The 19,690-nt window shown below is 72.8% G+C and carries 22 protein-coding genes; 13 read left to right on the forward strand and 9 right to left on the reverse strand.

The features are described from left to right. Positions 1–54 precede the first annotated feature (54 nt). The 5 genes from ACPOLA_RS07910 to ACPOLA_RS07930 all read left to right on the forward strand — a co-directional run bounded on the left by ACPOLA_RS07910 (position 55) and on the right by ACPOLA_RS07930 (position 3,791). Positions 55–2,253: a DUF4073 domain-containing protein gene (locus ACPOLA_RS07910; RefSeq protein ID WP_435769867.1), complete on the forward strand. Its 2,199-nt coding sequence runs from the start codon at positions 55–57 to the stop codon at positions 2,251–2,253. Positions 2,254–2,327: 74 nt separating this feature from the next. Then, entirely contained in the window at positions 2,328–2,717 is a 390-nt protein-coding gene (locus ACPOLA_RS07915; protein WP_435769868.1) for a GrpB family protein, read from the forward strand. Beyond that, positions 2,714–3,121 carry a GNAT family N-acetyltransferase gene (locus ACPOLA_RS07920; protein WP_435769869.1) on the forward strand — a complete coding sequence of 136 codons (408 nt, stop codon included), beginning with the start codon at positions 2,714–2,716 and terminating at the stop codon, positions 3,119–3,121. Before ACPOLA_RS07915 ends, ACPOLA_RS07920 begins: the two co-directional genes overlap by 4 nt. A 116-nt stretch (positions 3,122–3,237) precedes the next feature. Further along, positions 3,238–3,522: a type II toxin-antitoxin system Phd/YefM family antitoxin gene (locus tag ACPOLA_RS07925; RefSeq protein ID WP_435769870.1), complete on the forward strand. Its 285-nt coding sequence runs from the start codon at positions 3,238–3,240 to the stop codon at positions 3,520–3,522. Beyond that, positions 3,519–3,791 carry a type II toxin-antitoxin system RelE family toxin gene (locus ACPOLA_RS07930; RefSeq protein ID WP_435769871.1) on the forward strand — a complete coding sequence of 91 codons (273 nt, stop codon included), beginning with the start codon at positions 3,519–3,521 and terminating at the stop codon, positions 3,789–3,791. Before ACPOLA_RS07925 ends, ACPOLA_RS07930 begins: the two co-directional genes overlap by 4 nt. Before the next feature lie 96 nt (positions 3,792–3,887). Here ACPOLA_RS07930 and ACPOLA_RS07935 read toward each other — a convergent pair whose 3' ends face one another. Next, a complete protein-coding gene (locus tag ACPOLA_RS07935; protein ID WP_435769872.1) occupies positions 3,888–4,817 on the reverse strand; it encodes a hypothetical protein in 930 nt (309 codons plus the stop codon). Between the two features lie 445 nt (positions 4,818–5,262). Between ACPOLA_RS07935 and ACPOLA_RS07940 the strand changes: the two genes are divergently transcribed. Together ACPOLA_RS07940 and ACPOLA_RS07945 are read left to right on the forward strand one after the other, a co-directional pair. Continuing rightward, complete coding sequence (locus ACPOLA_RS07940) at positions 5,263–6,030, forward strand: ABC transporter ATP-binding protein (RefSeq protein WP_435769873.1); 768 nt, start codon at positions 5,263–5,265, stop codon at positions 6,028–6,030. A gap of 11 nt (positions 6,031–6,041) precedes the next feature. Next, complete coding sequence (locus tag ACPOLA_RS07945) at positions 6,042–6,803, forward strand: ABC transporter permease (RefSeq protein ID WP_435769874.1); 762 nt, start codon at positions 6,042–6,044, stop codon at positions 6,801–6,803. Between the two features lie 28 nt (positions 6,804–6,831). On the opposite strand, the gene ACPOLA_RS07950 is transcribed toward ACPOLA_RS07945, so the two are convergent. From ACPOLA_RS07950 to ACPOLA_RS07970, 5 genes are all read right to left on the reverse strand, one after another. Beyond that, on the reverse strand, positions 6,832–7,275 hold the full coding sequence (locus ACPOLA_RS07950) for an SRPBCC family protein (RefSeq protein WP_435769875.1): 444 nt from the start codon (positions 7,273–7,275) through the stop codon (positions 6,832–6,834). An 83-nt stretch (positions 7,276–7,358) separates the two neighbouring features. Beyond that, positions 7,359–7,706, reverse strand: a complete 348-nt coding sequence (locus tag ACPOLA_RS07955; RefSeq protein WP_435769876.1) for an ArsR/SmtB family transcription factor — start codon at positions 7,704–7,706, stop codon at positions 7,359–7,361. After that, positions 7,703–8,167 carry an SRPBCC domain-containing protein gene (locus ACPOLA_RS07960; RefSeq protein WP_435769877.1) on the reverse strand — a complete coding sequence of 155 codons (465 nt, stop codon included), beginning with the start codon at positions 8,165–8,167 and terminating at the stop codon, positions 7,703–7,705. Before ACPOLA_RS07960 ends, ACPOLA_RS07955 begins: the two co-directional genes overlap by 4 nt. A 97-nt stretch (positions 8,168–8,264) precedes the next feature. Then, on the reverse strand, positions 8,265–8,996 hold the full coding sequence (locus tag ACPOLA_RS07965; protein WP_435769878.1) for a hypothetical protein: 732 nt from the start codon (positions 8,994–8,996) through the stop codon (positions 8,265–8,267). 109 nt (positions 8,997–9,105) lie between these two features. Then, complete coding sequence (locus ACPOLA_RS07970) at positions 9,106–9,843, reverse strand: SDR family oxidoreductase (protein WP_435769879.1); 738 nt, start codon at positions 9,841–9,843, stop codon at positions 9,106–9,108. Between the two features lie 69 nt (positions 9,844–9,912). Here ACPOLA_RS07970 and ACPOLA_RS07975 point away from each other — a divergent pair, with 69 nt between their 5' ends. Beyond that, on the forward strand, positions 9,913–10,686 hold the full coding sequence (locus ACPOLA_RS07975) for an SDR family oxidoreductase (RefSeq protein ID WP_435769880.1): 774 nt from the start codon (positions 9,913–9,915) through the stop codon (positions 10,684–10,686). A 3-nt stretch (positions 10,687–10,689) separates the two neighbouring features. Here ACPOLA_RS07975 and ACPOLA_RS07980 read toward each other — a convergent pair whose 3' ends face one another. Both ACPOLA_RS07980 and ACPOLA_RS07985 read right to left on the reverse strand, forming a co-directional pair. Beyond that, the gene (locus tag ACPOLA_RS07980) at positions 10,690–11,427 is read right to left on the reverse strand and encodes a class E sortase (protein WP_435769881.1); all 738 of its coding nucleotides are present in this window, start codon (positions 11,425–11,427) and stop codon (positions 10,690–10,692) included. 2 nt (positions 11,428–11,429) lie between these two features. After that, the gene (locus ACPOLA_RS07985; protein ID WP_435769882.1) at positions 11,430–12,302 is read right to left on the reverse strand and encodes an LLM class F420-dependent oxidoreductase; all 873 of its coding nucleotides are present in this window, start codon (positions 12,300–12,302) and stop codon (positions 11,430–11,432) included. 52 nt (positions 12,303–12,354) lie between these two features. On the opposite strand from ACPOLA_RS07985, the gene ACPOLA_RS07990 reads away from it, so the two are divergent. Next, positions 12,355–13,086 (forward strand): peptidylprolyl isomerase, encoded by a 732-nt coding sequence (locus ACPOLA_RS07990; protein WP_435769883.1) that lies wholly within the window; start codon positions 12,355–12,357, stop codon positions 13,084–13,086. A 9-nt stretch (positions 13,087–13,095) separates the two neighbouring features. On the opposite strand, the gene ACPOLA_RS07995 is transcribed toward ACPOLA_RS07990, so the two are convergent. Next, positions 13,096–14,004 (reverse strand): oxidoreductase, encoded by a 909-nt coding sequence (locus ACPOLA_RS07995; RefSeq protein ID WP_435769884.1) that lies wholly within the window; start codon positions 14,002–14,004, stop codon positions 13,096–13,098. 50 nt (positions 14,005–14,054) lie between these two features. Between ACPOLA_RS07995 and pepN the strand changes: the two genes are divergently transcribed. From pepN to ACPOLA_RS08015, 4 genes are all read left to right on the forward strand, one after another. Continuing rightward, positions 14,055–16,511, forward strand: a complete 2,457-nt coding sequence (pepN, locus tag ACPOLA_RS08000) for an aminopeptidase N (RefSeq protein ID WP_435769885.1) — start codon at positions 14,055–14,057, stop codon at positions 16,509–16,511. Continuing rightward, positions 16,508–17,323 carry a formate dehydrogenase accessory sulfurtransferase FdhD gene (locus tag ACPOLA_RS08005; protein ID WP_435769886.1) on the forward strand — a complete coding sequence of 272 codons (816 nt, stop codon included), beginning with the start codon at positions 16,508–16,510 and terminating at the stop codon, positions 17,321–17,323. The genes pepN and ACPOLA_RS08005 overlap by 4 nt, the downstream gene beginning before the upstream one ends. Positions 17,324–17,551: 228 nt before the next feature. Further along, a complete protein-coding gene (locus ACPOLA_RS08010; protein ID WP_435769887.1) occupies positions 17,552–19,456 on the forward strand; it encodes a M48 family metalloprotease in 1,905 nt (634 codons plus the stop codon). Between the two features lie 63 nt (positions 19,457–19,519). Further along, a complete protein-coding gene (locus ACPOLA_RS08015) occupies positions 19,520–19,690 on the forward strand; it encodes a hypothetical protein (protein ID WP_435769888.1) in 171 nt (56 codons plus the stop codon).

The following is a 19,690-nucleotide window of genomic DNA, read 5'->3' on the forward strand; positions in this document are numbered from 1 at the left end:
TCACGGCGCGGTCGTAGCTTCCGCGGTGCCCGTTCCCTCTCGAGAAGGATGCCCATGGCCCAGCGAAGCGCCACGTTCACGCGCGCCTGCACGATCCTCGGCGGCGTCGCCGTCGCCGCCGCCCTCGCCGTACCCGTCGACCCCGCGGCCGCCCAGCCGCCCCTCCCGGCGGCGACGGTCGCCGCGGGCTCGAGCATCACCGTCAGCGCCGAGCAGCTCCGCTACGGCCAGACGCTGCAGGTCGACTACGCGACCGACCAGCCGCACCAGCTGAACTGGGTCGGCGTCTACCGCGCCGGGCAGACCCCGGGCTCGGTGTCGTCGACGATGTGGGAGTACACCCCTGCCGCGACCGGCTCGGTGTCGTTCACCGGGCTCGCCCCCGGCGACTGGCAGGTCTTCCTGCTGGCGCGGGACGGCTACGACGTGCTCGCCGGACCGGTCCAGGTGGAGGTCCTCGGCGACCCTGCCGCCGGACAGCCGGGGGACCCGGACGCACCGGTGACGATCGACCCGGTCGCGACCGACAACAGCACCGACGAGACCGTGCTGCGCGAGGGCTTCGGCCGCGACCGCGACGGCTGGACGGTCGCGTTCGACGACTCGATGACCGGCCGGGGCGCCGACGCCTACCGCGGCTGGAGGTTCGTGACCCGCCAGACATGGACCAGCGACGTCGACGGGATGCGCGGCCGCTTCGGCCGGGCGCACGAGACCATCGCGGTCGCCGACGCCGAGCAGTACGGCGACCTGCCCTTCTCGACCACCCTGACGAGCGCTCCGGTGCCGGTGACCGGCCTGGGCGCGGTCCGGCTGACCTTCGACAGCCACTACCGCGGAGCGCCGGGCCAGTCCGGCGTCGTACGCGTCTCGTTCGACGGCGGCCGCACCTCCGAGGTGCTGCGGCTGGACTCCGCCTCGGTCGACGACGGCTACGACGCACTGCAGATGAACCACCGGCAGGACGTCACGGTCGAGGTGCCGCTCGGTGCGGAGTCGGCCGTGTTCAGCTGGGAGCTGAGCGGGGGAGCGGACGCACGCTACTGGGCGATCGACTCGGTGACGGTGCACGAGGTGCTCGAGGACGTCGAGGGCCAGCCCACCCAGGCGTGGGTGATGAGCGATATCCAAGGTCACCCGCACGACTGGCAGCACGCGATCGGCGACTACGCGAAGCTCGCCCCCGACGCCGACGGCATGCTCCTGGTCGGCGACATCGTCAACACGGGCAGGCAGGCCGAGTGGGACGAGATCTACGACGTCATGGACGCCACCAGCGACGTCCGTCCCGAGCAGACGGTGGCCGCCATCGGCAACCACGAGCGCTACGCGGCCGGCGGGTTCGCCGCCAACCGCGACCGGTTCCTCGCCTTCGCCGACCGCGACCGGGTGTGGGACGAGTACGTGCTGGAGGGTCCCGGCGGGGCGGTGCCGGTGATCGTGCTCGGCCAGGAGTTCGCCTCGCCGTCGGAGGTCGCGATGAGCGACGAGCAGGTCGAGTTCCTCGAGGAGCGGCTCGCGCACTGGACGGCTCAGGACAGGCAGGTGCTGGTGCTCACGCACTTCCCGCTCGGCGACACCGTCTCCGCCTCCTGGCTGCCGTGGTACCACGACTCGCACATGATGAACGACCGGCTGACCAGCATCCTCGGCAACTACCCGAACGCCATCGTCCTCTCCGGCCACACGCACTACCCGGCCGAGCTCGGTGACTGGGCCGTGCAGCGTCGTACCGGCGACGGGCACGCGGACGGCTTCTGGGCGGTCAACACGCTGGCCATGCACGTGGAGTGGGACGCCCGCGGCGAGTCGTCGGCCAGCGCCACCGAGATCGTCACCCGCGACGTCAACCGCGGCCTGACGGTCGACGCGTACGGCGACCGCGTGGTCGTCACCGCGCACGACTTCGCCACCGACGAGCAACTGCGCCAGGTCGTCATCCCCAACCCGCTGGTCGGCTCCGACACGGTGGCCGCGCCGGCGATCGAGCCGGGGGAGCCGCGGATCGTGTCGACCCACAAGCACGGCGTCAAGCCGGGCGCAAAGCTGGTCGTCGACGAGGGGGAGTGGTCCGACGGCGTCGACCTCTCCTACCGGTGGCTGGCCGACGGCCGCCCGATCGCGGGGGAGACCGGCCGGGGCTTCCACCTGACCGGACGGTGGAAGGGCGTGGCGATCACCGTCGAGGTCACCGGGACGCGGCCCGGGTCCGAGCCGGTGACCGTCACCTCGCCGCCGGTGGTCCTCCGCTGACCACGTCGTCGAGGAGCTGACCGCGGGCGCGCGCCGTCGTGGCGCGCGCCCGTGGGCCGTCCTAGGGTCGGAGGGTGGCCGTCCATCCGCTGTGGAACCCCTACCGGATCCCGTCACCGGAGGAGATCGACGCCGCCAGGGTCGACGACGCCGCCCGCGCGCCGGAGCACATCTGGGAGCAGCACCGGGTGCTGCGGGCGACGGAGCCGCGCGTCAACCTCCACGTCTGGTCGCCGGGCGCGCGCGAGCCGCAACGCCACCGGATGTTCCGCGACTGGCTCCGCACGCACCCCGACGACCGGGATCGCTACTCCGAGGTGAAGCGGCAGGTCGCGACCCGCGGCTTCACGGACGCGATGAGCTACAACAACGCCAAGGCGTGGTTCGTCTACGACGTCTACGAGAAGGTGTTCGCGCACGATCCCGACCACCGGCACGACCCCCGGCCGCGAGTGGCCGGATGATCAGGGACCGGATCGAGCAGGACCTCGACCCGCTCTGCGCCATCCTCGAAGCGCTGCAGTGGCCCCCGGCCGCGGTGAGCGGGCCGGACGCGAGGGCCTGGCTGCACGAGCCTGACGCAGAGCGGTCGTGGGTCTTCGACATGGCACCAGTGCACGTCACCCCGACCAGGAACGTCGTCGGCCACGTCCAGATCCGGCGGTCAGCCGGGGCCGAGGACCAGGAGCTGGTGATCGGCAGGCTGTTCGTCCGGCCGGACACCCACGTCACCGGCATCGGACGCTTCCTGCTGCGCGAGTCGCTCCGCTACGTCCGCGACCGCGGGATGGAACCGGTCGTCGCGCTCGCCGAGTGCCGGTTCGAGCGGCCGTTCTTCGAGAGGTACGGCGTCGAGCGGTTCCGGTGAGTGCTGGGTGCGGGTGGCGGTCGTCGTGATGCCCCGTCGCCAGCGCGTGCGCCGTCGGCTACCAGGCCGCCTCCACCGTATTGATGCGCTTCAGCATTATGGTCATACTTATGACCATGAGCGAGACGTTGTCCCTGGCCGACGCGAAGGCACACTTCTCCGAGTTGGTCAGCCGGGTCGACCGGCAGCACGATCGCGTGACCGTGACAGTTCACGGCCGTCCGTCGGCGGTGCTGCTGTCGCCCGACGACCTCGAAGCGATGGAGGAAACGATCGCCATCCTGTCGGACGACGAAGCTGTACGACAGTTGGCAGCCTCCGACGCCGAGCTGGCTCGCGGCGAGGGCGAGTCCGAGCAGGACCTGGCAGATGTCATGCGCCGGCGCGGGCGGACTGCGTGACGACTGAGCGCTTCCAGCTCGTCATCGCGCCCACCGCGCGCCGCCAACTGGCCGAAAGCCTTCCCGAGTCGGTGGCGTTCGCGGCCTACGACTTCATCGTTGGACCGCTGCTCGACAATCCGCATCGGGTGGGCAAGCAGCTTCGTCCGCCGCTGAATGATCGGCACAGCGCGCGGCGCGGCACCTACCGCGTGATCTACCGCATCGACGATGAGCGGCACCGAGTGACCGTGGTCGGCGTGGTGCGCCGATCCGACGCGTACCGGTGACCGGCGCTCCGCGGCGTCGACTGGTTGCCGATAAGTGACATTATGTCATTCTGCCCGCTCAGGCAGGCTTCCCCCCTCAGCCGCTCAACCTGCTCATCAGTGCACGTTGACGTGGTAGTTGAACGTCTGGCTGAGCGCCTTGTCCTCTGCGAGCGGCCGGTACTTCTTCAGTGACCAGCTGGTGGTGTCGCTCCGGGTGACATAGGTGTTCTCCTTGTTGCGCCACCAACGCTGGAGCTCGACCCACACGCGCTGGTTCAGGTTGCTCGGGTTGAACGTGACCGAACCCGTCGCGCACGTGCCCCAGGTGCCGTTGGCGTTGCAGCCCTGGCCGTCGTACCTCTTCGTCCGCCAGAGGCCGAGCTGCTTCTGCACCGCTTCCTGCTCCGCGCGCAGCGCGGCCTGATCCGCGCCCGACAAGGCCGACACCACCGGCGCAGGCCCGGCGAACTTGGCGTTGTAGCGGGCGAAGACGAGATCTTGGAACTGCTCGACGGTGACGATGCTCCCCAGTCGGTCCCCCAGCACGCTGGCACCGATGGCGGGTCGGAACTTGGTCATCCACACCCCGGTCGGGGCCTTGAACAACCGCTTCGGCCCACCGTCGGCGTGGATCAGGTCGACCCGGCTCTCGACCGCTCCTCTCAGCGCCTCTTCCGCATCATCGCGATGGCGGGCGGCAGCATCCAACAGCGCGTCGTAGACATGCTCGAGCTCAACCCGGAGCAGCCGGCGCTTGTTCGCACTCATGTTGGAGCTCTCGAAGCGTTGCTCTACGGCCAGCACCTGCGCGTGCCGATCCTGCAGGTCACGCCGGTGGTCGGGGTGGCTGCATGCCCGCTTGATGTCACCCGTCGAGAACGCGTTGTTGGCGAGCAGGGCGCGGACCGAGGCGCGTTCGGCGTCCGGAACGCGGCCGGGCCGGTACGCCGCATCCGGCGGGTTCAGCTTTCGCTGGACCATCAGCGTCCCGCCGAGGGCCGCAGCCACGGCTCGGTTGCCGGCGCTCGCCTGCAACGCGAGCACCGACGATCCCGGCCCCGGCCCGGGCGACCTCGGTGCCGGTCCTCGCGCAGTGGTGTCCGTGCTCGGGTCCGTCGCCTGCAACCGCCTGCCCATGGGAGCCTCCCGGGATGGTTCTGGCCGGACCTCCTCGGCGCGCGACGCCTGGGGCGCCGAGGGGGTGCTCGGCACGCTACCGGCGGCAGCGGCTCTGGACCAGACCACTCGGGTTCCATGGTGACCTGCGGCCCGACCTTGGTCCGGTCCCCCGCCCGCCTGAGCCGACGTACCTGACGAACGGGTTGCTCGTACGCCGAAAATGCAACGCGTTCGTCAGGTACGTCGCCCGCCGGTCGCCCGCCGCCACCCGCCGCCACCCGCCGCGCGCCCGCCGCACGCCGTCACAGTCCGGTGCGCCCGGGAAAGCGGCTTGACCTTGACGCAGCGTCAACGTTCCAGGCTGTCGGTCATGACCACGACACCAGCCATCCAGGTGGCCGGACTGACCAAGTCCTACGGAGACCATGCGGTGCTTCGCGGCGTCGACTTCAACGTCGCCCGGGGCACCGTCTTCGCCCTGCTCGGCTCCAACGGCGCCGGCAAGACCACGGCCATCAAGATCCTCGCCACGCTGCTGAAGGCCGACGCAGGCACCGCGTCGGTGTGCGGCCACGACGTCGCGACCCGCCCGGCCGACGTGCGAGCGTCGATCAGCCTGACCGGCCAGTTCGCCGCCATCGACGAGGTCCTCACCGGGCGGGAGAACGTCCTCCTCGTCGCCCAGCTGCGACGGGTCCCCCGCGCCGACGAGGTCGCCGACGCGCTGCTCGACCGGTTCGGCCTGACGGAGGCCGGGTCCCGCCGCGCGGGCACCTACTCCGGCGGCATGCGGCGGCGTCTCGACATCGCGATGAGCCTGATCGGCGACCCGCCGGTGATCTTCCTCGACGAGCCCACGACCGGGCTCGACCCGCAGTCGCGGCTCGAGGTGTGGCGGACGGTCAAGGATCTGGCGTCCTCGGGCACGACGGTGCTGCTCACCACCCAGTACCTGGACGAGGCCGAGCAGCTCGCCGACCGGATCGCCGTCCTCCACGACGGCCGGATCATCGCCGACGGCACCCTCGCCGCGCTGAAGGAACTGCTCCCGCCGGCGAAGGTCGAGTACGTCGAGAAGCAGCCCACCCTCGAGGAGATCTTCCTCGCCATCGTCGGCCACGACGGCCACCGCAAGTGAGGAGCACAGCCATGACCACCTCCGTCGTCGGCGACACCGCCGTCATGCTCAAGCGGTCGCTGCGCCACATCGCGCGCAGCCCCGACACCATCGTCACGACCGCGATCACCCCGATCGCGATGCTGCTGCTGTTCGTCTACGTCTTCGGCAGCGCGATCGACGCCGGGGACGAGAGCTATGTGAACTACCTGCTCCCGGGCATCCTGATCATCACCGTCGCCTCGGGCATCGCCTACACCGCCTACCGGCTGTTCCTCGACGTCTCCGGCGGCATCTTCGAGCGGTTCCAGTCCATGCCGATCGCGCGGTCCTCGGTGCTGTGGGGCCACGTCCTGACGTCCGTGGTAGCGAACCTGGTCTCGCTGCTCCTCGTCGTCGGCGTCGCGCTGCTGATGGGGTTCCGCACCGGCGCCGGTCCCCTGGCGTGGCTCGCCGTGGCCGGCATCCTGCTGCTCGTCACCTTCGCGCTCACTTGGCTCGCGGTGATTCCGGGGCTGAACGCCAAGACGGCCGACGGCGTCTCGGGGTTCGCCACCCCGCTGATCTTCCTCCCCTTCATCAGCTCCGCGTTCGTGCCGACCGACGGCATGCCCACTGCGGTGCGCGCCTTCGCGGAGCACCAGCCCGTCACCTCCATCGTCAACACGATCCGCAGCCTGTTCGCCGAGCAGCCGGTCGGCGACGACGGTTGGATCGCGCTCACGTGGTGCCTGGGCCTTCTCGCCCTCGCCTACGGCTTCGCCATGCGCGCCTACCGCCGCAGGATCAGCTGAGCCATGGCACTCGCCTCCCGGGCTGGCCTCAGTCCGGGAAGGCGACGTGCACGTCGCGCGGTGCCGGCGCTCCCACGCCGGTCTCGACCAGCGCCTTCAGGCTCATCAGGTACGTCGCCCACTTGGTGCTGCAGTGGTGCATGAACTCCACTGGCTCGCGCCAGCCCTCGTGCTTGAACAGCACGATCGTCATGTCGTCGTCCTGGCGCAGCTGCCAGTCGACCGTGGTGCCGACCCACTCCTCGGGCCCCTCGACCACCTTCCAGGTGACCTGCTCCCCCGGCCGCTGGTCGACGACCTCCATGTCGAAGCCGCCGGGCGGGAAGCGGAAGGCGATGGTCCCGCCGACGTCGGCGGAGCCGGTCGTGTCCTCGGTCCACCACCCGGCGAGGCCCTCGAGGGTCGTCAGGGCGTCGTACACCTTCTCCGGGCTCGCGTCCTTGACGCCGACGCGATGCAGGATGTCCACCATTGCTGTCTCCTCTGTGTTCTGTGTCTGCACTGTCTGCACTGTCTGCACTGTTCTGGGGTGCGCCACGGTCGTGGCGCGGCCGGTCAGTCCTCGGCCTGGTTCTTGCTGTGCTCGATCGCCTCGGCGATCTGCTTGATGCGCCGGAGCCGGGCATCCCAGGTGCTGCCGACGGCGGTCAGCTGGGCCACCGCCCGCTCCAGCTGGGCCTGGTCGACCTGGTAGCGCCGCTCGCGGCCCTGCGCCGAGGCCTGGACCAGGCCGACGCGGTCGAGCACGCCGAGGTGCTTGGCCACCGCCTGCCGGGTGACCGGGAGCTCCTCGCTGAGCGAGGTGGCGGTGCCCGGTCCCCGCTGCAGCAGCAGGTCGAGCATCCGGCGCCGGGTCGGGTCGCCGATCGCCGACCAGAGCGCGTCGTCGACCGGCGTGGTCACGACGCCGAGACCACCGACACGGCCCGCTCCCGGATGCGGGGCAGGAAGTGCTCCCAGCCGGCGACGTGGTCCTGGTAGGTGTGCTCGAGCACGGCCGCCTCCCAGCCGCGCTCGCGGAAGCCGGTCTCCGTCAGCCGGAGGGTGGTGCCCTCCCCCGTCGGCACCAGCTCGAAGGCGACGAGCAGCGAGTTGCCGTCGACGGGCGTCTCCGCGGCCGGATGCGTCCAGCGGAAGGTGAACAGGCGGGGCGGGTCCGCGACCACGACGGTGATCGGTACGACGTTGGCCCGCGGGTCGTCCCCGTCGGCCCACACCAGCTCGCCGGTCGCGCCGGGCACCGGCTCGAGGTCGGTGTCGGCCTGCCACCAGTCGCGGATGTGCTCGGGCCGGCTGATCACGTCGAAGACCACCTCGGGCGGCGCGTCGACGTGGATCTCGCGTTCGATGCTGGCGTACTCCATGGGGCTGTCTCTCCTCAGTTTGCAACCATCGGTTGCAGGAGAGGCTAGCCCCTGACGCGCCGCAATGCAACCATCGGTTGCACAGAGGCCGGGGCGGCTACTCGGAGTCGAAGATCGGGCCGTCGAGCTGCGGCAGCGACTGCGGGTCCGGCGCGGTCAGGTGCTCGATGTAGAGCTCGACGCGGTCCTGCTGGGCGCGCTCCAGCGCCCGCGCGACGCGACGGTCCTCCCAGGCGAGCATCTGCACGGTGGCGAGGTAGTCGGCGTCGTCGAGCCCGCGCTCGCGCCAGTACGGGTCGTCGCCCACCCAGTAGTCGGTGCGCACGTAGTCGAACTCCGGCTCGCGGGCGAGGCGGAAGTCCACGTCGCGCAGCCCGCGCCTGCTCCGCTCGTCGGGCATCGAGGTCGCCGTCCAGCGCGCGTAGCCGGCGGCGATGTCGGTCTCGAGGACGCCGGCGATCTCCCGCGGCTCCATCGACCAGATGGTCAGCATGGTGCTGCCGCTCCCCTCGGTCCACAGGGCGCCCGACTCGGCCCACCGTGCGATCACCGTCTCGGCGTCGCAGCGCGCGAGGTCGAGGTCGACGGTGGTCAGGACGTGGTCGCCCGACCGCACCCAGCCGGTGACCTGCAGGTAGCCGTCGGGGTCGAGCTGGGCGGTCACGACGTCGCCGACGACCAGGGGCACGTAGTAGGAGGAGTTCTCCAGCTCGTAGGTGCCGCCGCCGGAGTTGCCCTCGAGCTGACGGGCCCACAGCCCCTCGCCCGTGGGCAGCTCACCGCGCGCCTTGAACTTCAGGCGCACCTTGACCGAGTTCTTCTCCACCATTGCTCTCCGCCTCCCTGGCAAACCAGGACGAGGCTAGGGTCGGCGCGTCCGGTGGCGCAGGCGAATCGGGAAGGCAGGTCGTTCGTCACACCGGCCCGGGCCCATGGGCCTAACGGCCGCCGCTGACCTCGATGAAGCTCCCCGTCGTGTACGACGCCGCGTCGGACAACAGCCAGCAGACGGCCTCCGCCACCTCCTCGGCCGTGCCGGCCCGGCCCATCGGGGTCGCCGGCGCGAGCCGGTCAAGCCGTCCCGGCACGTGGATGTCGGTCTCGATCAGTCCCGGCCGGACCGCGTTCACCCGGATGCCCTCGCCGGCGACCTCCTTGGCGAGCCCGATCGTCAGGGCGTCGACCGCCGCCTTCGAGGCCGCGTAGTCGACGTACTCCCCCGGCGAGCCGAGCACCGCGGCCCGGGACGAGACGGTCACGATGGAGCCGCCCGCTCCACCCCGCCCGGTCGACATCAGCCGCACCGCCTCCCGTGCGCAGAGGAAGGAGCCGACGACGTTGGTCTCCAGCACCCTGCGCACCCGTGCGGCATCCATCCCGACGACGGCGCCGGGCGGTGAGACGATCCCGGCGTTGAGCACCGCGCCGCGCAAGGGCCCGGCCTCGGCCGGCAGCGAGGCGAACACACCGGCGACCTCGTCCTCGACCGAGACGTCCAGCCGTGCGGTGCCCGCCCACCGGCCCCGCGCCCGGCACTCCTGCGCCACCTGCTCGGCCTGCTCCCCGCGGCTGCGGTAGGTGAGCAGCACGTTCCACCCGTCAGCGGCCGCGCGCAGCGCCGTCGCGGCGCCGATGCCCCTGCTGCCGCCGGTGACCACGACCAGTGCCCCGTCCATGGCCGGACCGTACGCCGCTGCGCCGGTGGCGGTCACGGACCGCGGCGGGCGGGGCGCCATACTGCCGCCATGACTCGCCCCACCGTCCTCGTCACCGGCGCCGCTGCAGGGATCGGGAGGGCGGTCGTCCACCGGTTCGCCGCCGAGGGCTACCTCGTCGGTGCCTACGACGTCGACGTGGCCGGGCTGGCCTCCTTGGCCGCGGAGGTGGACGGCGTCGTCACCGGCGAGCTCGACGTCCGCGACGCGGAGGCCTGGCGGGCTCGGCTGCAGGAGCTGACCGAGCGGTCCGGCGGCCGGCTCGACGTGCTGGTCAACAACGCGGGGATCCTGCGCAGCGGGCGGTTCGACCGGATCCCGCTGGCGGCGCAGCAGGCGATCGTCGAGGTCAACGTCACCGGCGTGCTCAACGGGTGCCACACCGCCTACCCGTACCTGCGGGCCACCCCCGGCGCCCACGTCGTCAACCTCGCCTCGGCGAGCGCCATCTACGGACAGCCTGAGCTGGCGACGTACTCGGCGACCAAGTTCGCCGTCCGCGGGCTCACCGAGGCGCTCGAGATCGAGTGGGCCGGCGACGACATCGCGGTGCGGGCGGTGTGGCCGCTGTTCGTGCGCACGGCCATGACCGACGGCATGGACATCGCGTCCAGCCGCTCCCTCGGCATCCGGCTGACCCCCGAGGACGTCGCCGCGGAGGTGTACGACGCCGTCCGGCCGCACCCGCTCCGCCGGTCGGTGCACCGCGCGGCCGGTCGGCAGGCCAAGGCGCTGATGGCGGTCTCCGGCGTCGCGCCGGGCTGGCTGCTGCGCACCATCAACAAGCGGGTGGCGTCGGGCTGAGACTCACCGGCTGGCGACGAGCACGCCGATCTTGTCGATGCGGTGCTCGGGGTTGCCGAACTCGTCGGACCAGTGGTTGCCGGCCGCCCGGTCCTCCGGGGTCGCGCACGTCGAGAGGGTGATCATCGCGCGGGTGGGCCGCACGCCGGGCCGGCCGGGCACGGGCGCCCGCTGCTGCCGCAGCGACTCCGGCGACCGGAAGGACGTACGGCGGGTGTCGGTGATCCGGTACACGTAGCGCCGCTTCCCGACCTCGACCACGACCCGGTCGCCGCGACGCAGCCGCGGCAGGTCGAGGAAGGCCTTCGTCGAGGACAGGCGGTGCGCGGTGACCTGGTAGTTGCCGATCCCGCCCGGCCCGGCGCCGCCCGCGGGGCCGTGGGGGCTGGCCGCCAGCCCGCGGTCCTGGATCCGGGTGCCGGGAGCGTCGTCGGTCCGCCCGCGATAGGGCACGACCGGCAGGTCGACGATGCCGAGCCGGCGGACGGTGAGCCGGGCGCGCCGGGGCCTGCCATCGGACGGCTGCGGTCCGGTGGCCTGAGCGGGAGTCGACGCCGTCGAGGAGGACCCGGCTCCCGCGGAGCGCTCCGTCGCCCGGTCGGTCGGGGCGGCCGACCGGGCTGTCGAGCCGGCCGGCCCGTCACTCGGCCCGTCACTCGGCGCGGTGACCGAGCAGCCCGTGACCGAGCAGGCCGTCAGCGACAGCCCGAGAAGGAGCGCGCCGATCCGCCATCGCGCCATGGTCAGCCGCCCCGGACCCGCGGCAGCACGTCGGTGACGAGCGCGGTGGCCCAGCGCTCGGGGTCCTCGCCGGCGGGGGGCATCATCGTGGCGAGGTCGACGCCGAGGGCGTCGTACTCCTCCATCTCGGCGGTGAAGCCGTCGGGGTCGGCGACCGGGTCGCCGAGGAAGAGCACGGTCTTGCGGATCGCGTCGTAGTCGCGGCCGAGGTCGTCGCAGTGGCGGCGCAGCACGTCGAGCTTGGCGGCCACGCCGGCCGGTCCGTCGCCGGTGAAGAGGTTGCAGGCGTCGGCGTACTGCGCCACCAGCCGCAGGGTCTTGCGCTCGCCCTGCCCGCCGATCATCAGCGGCACCCGACCGCGGACCGGCTTCGGCACGCAGACGGTCTCGGCGAGCCGGTAGTGCCGGCCCGCGAACGGGCCGCCGTCGTCGCTCCACATCTGCTCGGCGACCCGGATCGTCTCCTCCAGCCGCTCGAACCGCTCCGCGAGCGGTGGGAACGGCACACCGAGGCCTTCGTGCTCGCGCTGGTACCAGGCCGCGCCGAGGCCGAGCCACGCACGGCCGCCGGAGAGGACGTCGAGCGTGGCGACCGTCTTGGCCAGGACGCCGGGGTGGCGGTAGGTGACGCCGGTGACCAGCAGGCTGAGCTCCACCCGGCTGGTGGCCGCGGCCAGGTAGCCGAGCGTGGTGTAGCCCTCGAGCATCGGCTCGGGCGGCCCGCCGAGCGACTCCATCTGGAAGTAGTGGTCCATCACGGTGAACAGCGCGACGCCGCCCTCGTCCGCGACCTGCGCGGTGGCGGTCAGGCGGTCCGCCAGGGCCGTCTCCCAGCCGGGCTGGCTGAAGCTCGCGTAGTGGATGCCGAGGTCCATGCCCCCAACCTACGCGCGGAGCCGCTTGCCGCCCCTGCGTACGATCGCGGCCATGCGTTCCCGCCTGCTCGCCGGCGTCCCGGCCCTGCTCCTGCTCGCCAGCCCGTCCGCCTGCTCCGACGACGACGGCGACGGCACCGCCCGGGACGAGACCTCGACCTCGGAGTCGGCGGGCGAGTCGCCCACCGCCACGGAGACCTCCGAGGGGGCGCCGTCCGGCGAGGGCAAGGCGTGCGAGTACACCCCCGACGGGGAGGAGGCCACCGTCGAGCCGCCGCCCGCCGCCGCGGCGTACGACGGCGAGGTGCAGGCCACCATGACGACCTCGATCGGCGAGCTGGGTCTGACCCTCGACGCCGAGCGCGCTCCGTGCACGGTCAACTCGTTCCTCTCCCTGGCCGAGCAGGGCTACTTCGACGGCACGCCGTGCCACCGGATGACGGTGACCCGCGGCTTCCAGGTGCTGCAGTGCGGTGACCCGACCGGCACCGGCACCGGCGGTCCGGGCTACACGATCCCCGACGAGCTCGACGGCCAGGAGCGCTACCTGGCCGGCACCCTCGCCATGGCCAACACCGGCGCCCCCGACAGCGGCGGCTCCCAGTTCTTCATCGTGTACGGCGACACGGGCCTCCCGGCCGCCTACACCGTGTTCGGGTCGGTCGACGAGGCCGGCATCGAGGCGATCCAGGAGGCCGCCAAGGCCGGCGTCGACCCGGTCAACGGTCCCGAGGACGGCACGCCGAAGACGCCGATCGAGATCGAGTCCGTCGAGACCGAGTGAACCGGGTGATCAGGCGGGGCTGACGGGCAGGTCGACGCCCGTCAGCTCGACCGACCGAGCCCACAGGGCGCGGCCGAGCTCGGGGTCCCGCACCTCCGGCGCCATCCGCGCCGGCGCCGGCCAGCCCCACAGCTCGGTGCGGCCGTGCGGGCCGATGTAGCTGCCGCCCGGCACGTCCATCGTGGCCGCGTAGACCGTGCACAGTGCCCCGCGCCACGCGGGCATGCTGACCAGCCGCTGGCCGAACACGCCGACCGCGCTGACCACCGGGTGGCCGGACCCCGTCGTGATCCGGCTGACCGACGCGCCGGGATGGGCGGCCACGGCGCGCAGCGCCGAACCTGCCGCCTGCAGCCGGCGGTCGAGCTCGGCCATGAACACCAGGTCGGCCAGCTTGGAGGCGCCGTACGCGCCGAAGACCCGGTAGGGGCGGCGCTGCCAGCCCAGGTCGTCGAGGTCGAGGGTCTTGCGGCCGGTGCGGTGCTCGCGGGAGCCGATCATCACCACCCGGTCGGTGAGCAGCGGCAGCAGCAGGTTGGTCAGCGCGAAGTGGCCCAGGTAGTTGGTCGCGAAGTGCAGCTCCACGCCCTCGGGCGTGAGCTCGTGCGGAGCGCCGAGCACGCCGGCGTTGTTGACGAGCACGTCGACCGGGCGCCCCTCGCGCTCCAGCCCGGCGGCCAGCTCGCGCACCGACGACAGGTCGCTGACGTCGAGCCGGCGGACCTCGACCCGGCCCTTGTCGTGGCCGGGCACCGTCGCCGCGACCGCCTCGGCCTTCTCCACGTTGCGGCAGGCCATCACGACCTCCGCCCCGCGGGAGCCGAGGATCCGCGCGGTCTCCAGGCCCAGCCCCCCGTTGGAGCCGGTGATCACGAACCGCCGTCCCCGCTGGGGCGGCACCTGGGTCCACGGGCGCATGGCGCACAGGCTCTCATGACCCGCACCCGCCGCGTCCCTAGGCTGGGCTCGTGACGAGCGACCCGACCGCCCCCCTCAGCCTGACCCGTGACGAGGCGGAGCACCGCGTCGCGACGATCACCGTGGCGTCGTACGACGTCGAGCTGGACCTCAGCGTCGCCGACGACGTCTTCTCCTCGCGGACGGTGATCCGCTTCGGCAGCGTGCGGGTGCGGACCTTCCTCGACCTCAAGCCGCGCGAGCTGCACGCCGTCACCCTCGACGGCGCCGCGCTGCCGGTCGACGGCCTGGACCGCGGCCGCTTCCCGCTGGACCTGCCGGCCGGCGACCACGAGCTGGTCGTGGAGGCGACGATGGGGTTCCGCAACGACGGCGAGGGGCTGCACCGGATGGTCGACCCCGCCGACGGGCGGGCCTACGTCTACGGCATGTCGTTCATGGACGCCGCCCCGTCGGTGTTCGGCTGCTTCGACCAGCCCGACCTCAAGGCGCCGTACACGATGCGGGTGACGGCACCGGCGGACTGGATGGTGGTCGGCAACGCCCCGGCGCGCGAGACCGGCGCCGACGGCGCGGTGCGGCGCTGGGAGCTGGGCCCCACTCCCCCGCTGGCGACCTACTTCGTCACGCTCGTCGCCGGCCCCTACCACCGGATCAGCGCGGAGCACGACGGGATCCCGCTCGGCCTCAGCGCCCGGCAGAGCCTCGCCGCCACGCTCGACCGGGAGGCCGACGAGCTGCTCACGCTGACCCGGCAGAGCTTCGACGAGCTGCACCGGCTGTTCGGGGTGCGGTACCCCTTCGGCGACTACCACCAGGCGTTCGTGCCGGAGTTCAACGCCGGCGCGATGGAGAACCCCGGCTGCGTCACGATCCGTGACCCGCTGCTGTTCGAGGGCAGCAGCACCCGGGCCGACCGCAGCTTCCGGGCGGCGCTGATCGCGCACGAGATGGCGCACCAGTGGTTCGGCAACCTGGTCACCCCGCGCTGGTGGGACGACCTGTGGCTCAACGAGTCGTTCGCCGAGTACATGGGCTACCGCGTCGTCGCCGACGTCACCGAGTACGACGACGCGTGGCTGCACCAGTCCTACGCCCGCCGGGTCTGGGGCATCACCGCCGACTCGCGCCCCACCACGCACCCGGTGGCCGGCAACGACGCGCCCGACGCGCTGGCGGCGCTGCAGAACTTCGACGGCATCTCGTATGCCCGCGGGTCCAACGTGCTCCGGCAGCTCGCCGCGCGGCTGGGCGACGACGCGTTCCTCGGTGGTGTGCGGGAGCACTTCGACCTGCACCGGTTCGGCAACGCCACGATGCACGACCTGTTCGCCAGCTGGGAGCGGGCCGCCGGCGGCGCGGACCTGAGCGGCTTCGTCAAGGACTGGCTGCTCACCCCGGGGCCCGACGTGCTGGCGGTCGACCGGGCCGCCGGCGTGGTGCGCCGGACGTCGCCGCCCGCGCACCCCGCGGATCGCCGCCACCAGCTGGAGGTGGCCGTCCACGACGGCGCGGGGTGGCAGCTGCGGCCGTTCGTGGCGGAGGGACCGGAGACGCCGCTCGAGGTCGGGGACCGTCCGGTGCTGCTGGACGCCCGGGAGACGACCTGGGCGGTGAGCCCGCCCGACGCGGTCACCATGGCGGCGCTGCCCGCCCTCGCGCCCGCGATCGAGGACCCGCAGCTGCGCGCGACCATGTGGAACTCCGTCCGGCTCGGCCTCTTCACCGGCGACCTCTCCCCCGCCCAGGTGGCGGACCTGCTGGCGACGGCGCCGCCGGTCGAGGACACCGCCGACGGCGTCCGCAACCTGCTGCCGTGGGTGCTGGAGACCGTGCTGCCGCTGGCGCCGGCGGGCACGCTGGAGCGGTTCCACGCGGCGGTGGCGGCTGCCACCGACGCCGCGGAGGCCGGGTCGGAGCTGCAGCTCTCGGCGTTCCGCGCGACCGTGCTGTCGGCGTCCGACGCGACGCGGCTGGAGCGGTGGGCGGCCGGCGAGGGACTGCCCGACGGCATCGCGGCCGACCTCGACCTGCGCTGGAAGGCACGCCGCCGGCTCGCCGAGCTGGGCGCCACCGACCGGGCGGCTCTCGACGCGGCGCTCGCCGCCGAGCCGACCGGTGCCGCCACGGTCGCCCACGCCCGCTCGGTCGCGTCGCTGCCGACGACCGAGGCCAAGGAGTTCGCCTGGGCGCGGGCCACGGGCGCGGTGTCGGTGGCCAACTACGAGATCGAGGCGGCGGGCGCCGGCATGTGGCGCCCCGACCAGCGCGAGCTGACGGCGCCGTTCGCGGCGGCGTACTTCTCGGAGCTGGGCGACCTGCTCGCCGCGCACCAGGGCTGGGTGCAGGGCGTGGTGGTCGAGGCGTTCTTCCCGATCACCCACCTCGACGACGCCACCGCCGCCGCAGCGCACGCGGCGCTGGAGCAAGACCTCCCTCCCGCCGTACGGCGCCGGCTGGCCGACCGGGTCGACGAGCTCGAACGACGGCGCGCGGTGCTGCCGTGAAGCCCCGCCGGCCCGGGCCGACCGGCCGCCTCCGCGTCGAGGAGCAGGCCGCCGGGAAGGCGCCGCGCCGGCACGAGGACCGGGTGATCACCGAGGAGCCGCTGGAGATCCGGCTCGCCTGGCCGGGGGCGCCGGCGCGGCGGGTGTGGACCACGCTCCGTACGCCGGGGCACGACTTCGAGCTGGCCGCCGGCTGGGTGCACCACGAGGGGCTCGGCGTCCCGTCGGGCGTGGCGTACTGCACCGACCAGACGCTCGCGCCCGAGCAGGAGTTCAACGTCGTCACGGTGACGCTGGACGGGGTGCCCCCGCGGCTGCCCGCCCAGCTCGACGCCCTCTCGGCGGGCTCGTCGGCGTGCGGCGTGTGCGGCACCGACAGCCTCGACGAGGTGCTCGCCCGCCGCTCGGCGCCGGCCTGGGACGGACCGCTCCCGTCGGCGGACGTGGTCCGCTCGCTGCCCGACGTCCTGCGACCCCACCAGGCCCTGTTCGCCCGCACCGGCAGCGCGCACGCCGCCGGCCTGTTCACCGCCGACGGCGACCTGCTCGCCTGCCGCGAGGACGTCGGACGCCACAACGCCGTGGACAAGGTGGTCGGCTCCCGCCTGCTCGCCGGCTCCTCCCCCGCCTCCGCGGTGCTCGTGGTGAGCGGCCGCGCCGGGTTCGAGCTGGTACAGAAGGCGGTGTCCAGCGGGATCGGCGCACTGGTCGCGGTCGGCGCACCGACCGGGCTCTCCGTGCGGCTCGCCGAGGCGGCCGGTCTCGGGCTCTACGGCTGGACGAGTGGGGACCGGACGGTCCGCTACAGCTGATTCTCGGGGGGTCGGTGCCGGGTCGGGCTCGGGGGGCGTCGTCGTACCTGATCTGTGCGTTGGTTTTCCGGCCCAGAACCAACGCGTTCCTCAGGTACGACACGCCTCCGCCGGCTCCCGCGTGGAGCCACCACCCCGGCCACCCGGCCCGCCCGCCATGGTTCGGCGAAAACCGAGACCCCTCCCTCGACGGCACCTACGATCGATGGCGCTCGGGAGGGAGTGGCGATGAGGTACGCGATTCGTGCCATCGTGGCGGTGGGGCTGCTCGTCGGCTTCTACGCGATGGCGGCTGCGCTGGTCGTGGGACTGGGATGGGCCGTGGTGGCGGTGGAGCGGCATGGCCCCGACCTGGCCGCGGGCAAGCTGCTGATCCTGGTCCTTCCCGTCGTCGCGGCCGTCGGGTACGCCGTCTTCGGCCGACCGCCTCGCGGCAGCGACCCCGGGCTGCTGCTCCAGGAGCGCGACCAGCCGCGGCTGTGGGCCCTGGCGCGCGAGCTCGCGGACCTGGCCTCGACCCGCTGTGTCGACGAGATCCGGCTGGTGGCCGACGCCAACGCCGCCGTCTCCGACTCCGCCACCTGGCTCGGACTGCGCCCGGGAACCCGCCGGCTCTACCTCGGGGTGCCGCTGCTGCTCGGGCTCGACGAGGCTCAGCTGCGGTCGGTCCTGGCCCACGAGTTCGGCCACTACAGCGGTCGGCACACCGCGCTCTCCTCCGTCACCTACCGCGGCGCGGAGGCCCTGCGCCGCATCCACCACCGGCTCGGACCACGTCACCTCGTCGGCAGGCTCTTCCGGGCCTACGCCGTGCTGTACTTCGCGGTCTCCCACACGGTGAACCGACGACAGGAGTTCGAGGCCGACGAGCTGAGCGCTCGGGTCGTGGGCTCCGACACGGCAGCCACCGCCTTGCTCGAGGTACGCCGCCTGGTGCTGCTCTGGGAGAGGTACGGCGCGCTGTTCGGCTCGCTGGGGCAGCACACCAACCAGCGCCCCACCCGGTTGCTGATGGGGTTCGCCGACTACGCGGCCGACGACCGCGTACGCCGCTGGAGCGACGAGGTGCTCGAGGCGCTGGACGAGCCGAAGCCGACGATCTACGACACCCACCCACCGATCGGGCTGCGGGTCTCGCGACTCCGCGCTGCGGGGAGGCCCGGCTTCGACGGCACGCTGACCGACCGAGCACCGGCGTCCGACGTACTCGACGACCTGGAGCCGGTCCTCGCCGAGCTCGAGGAGGACCTGTACCAGAGGCTGGAGCTCGAACCCGTCCCCCTTCCCGAGCTCGCGTCCGGTGCCGGCGGCGACGAGCTGATGCGGCGCGCGCGAGCGATCGACGCGCTGCTGCGGGAGCAAGGCAGGGCGCCCGGACTGGCCACGCTGCACCAGAGCCTTCGGAGCGGTACGGCGACCCTGCTGTTCCAGCGCCACCTGGCCGCCGACGCCGACCTGGGTGCTGCGACCGCGAGCCTGCTGGGCGACTACCTCGGTGCCGCTCTCGTGTCCACCGGCCACGCCCGCGCCCGGCTGGACTGGCGCTCGGGCTGGGAGCTGGTCGACCCGGCCGGCGAGCCGCTGGAGCTGCCCGACCTCGTCGGCGAGGTGCTCGCCGACCCGCACCGCGCCGAGGACCTGCGCGAGCTGCTCCGGCTCCACGGCGTCGAGGACGGCTGGCGACCCGACCAGCCGGCACCCGAGGCGACCCGGCCGGCGACCGGCGCGGGCCGGGTTCTCGGGATCATCTCCCCGGTCAACCTGACGAAGACCCTCGTCGTCACCGACCGGGAGGTGATGCTGCTGACGCCCACCCTGCGCGACCGCCTCGCCGTCGCCGCCCGGATGAACGGACGCGAGGCGCAGCCGCTGCTCGAGCGGTACTCGCCGCTCAGCGCCGACGAGCTGGCGCAGAGCCGCAAGGGGCGATCGGTCGACTGGCAGTCGGTCAGCACGCTGCACCTGCAGCCGCGGTCCCGTCGTCGCGCGCGGATCACCGTGTCGGGCGGGGACGCCGACCTGGTGGTCGCCGTGCACAAGCACTCGCAGGAGGCCGGCCTGCCGTGGGAGGCGGCTCAGCACTTCCTCGAGGAGCGGTACGTCGTCGAGGGACGCGACCTGGTCCGGACCTGACCGGAGAGGCCGCTCCTGCCGTGAGGCATGGGCAGCACCGGCACCTGCGCCTACGATCGAGTCATGGCCACGGAAGGTGCATCCCCCCGGCAGCCGGACCGCAGCACGCCGTACGGCGCCCTGCCGCCGCAGGTGCGCCTGGAGGACACGGTCGCGAGCGTCGAGCCCGACGACGTCCCGGACCCTCACGCGGGGCGGAACGTCGACCAGCACAGCGCGCTGCGCGACGACTAG

Source organism: Nocardioides proteolyticus (genome assembly GCF_051280635.3).
Taxonomy (GTDB): Bacteria; Actinomycetota; Actinomycetes; order Propionibacteriales; family Nocardioidaceae; genus Nocardioides.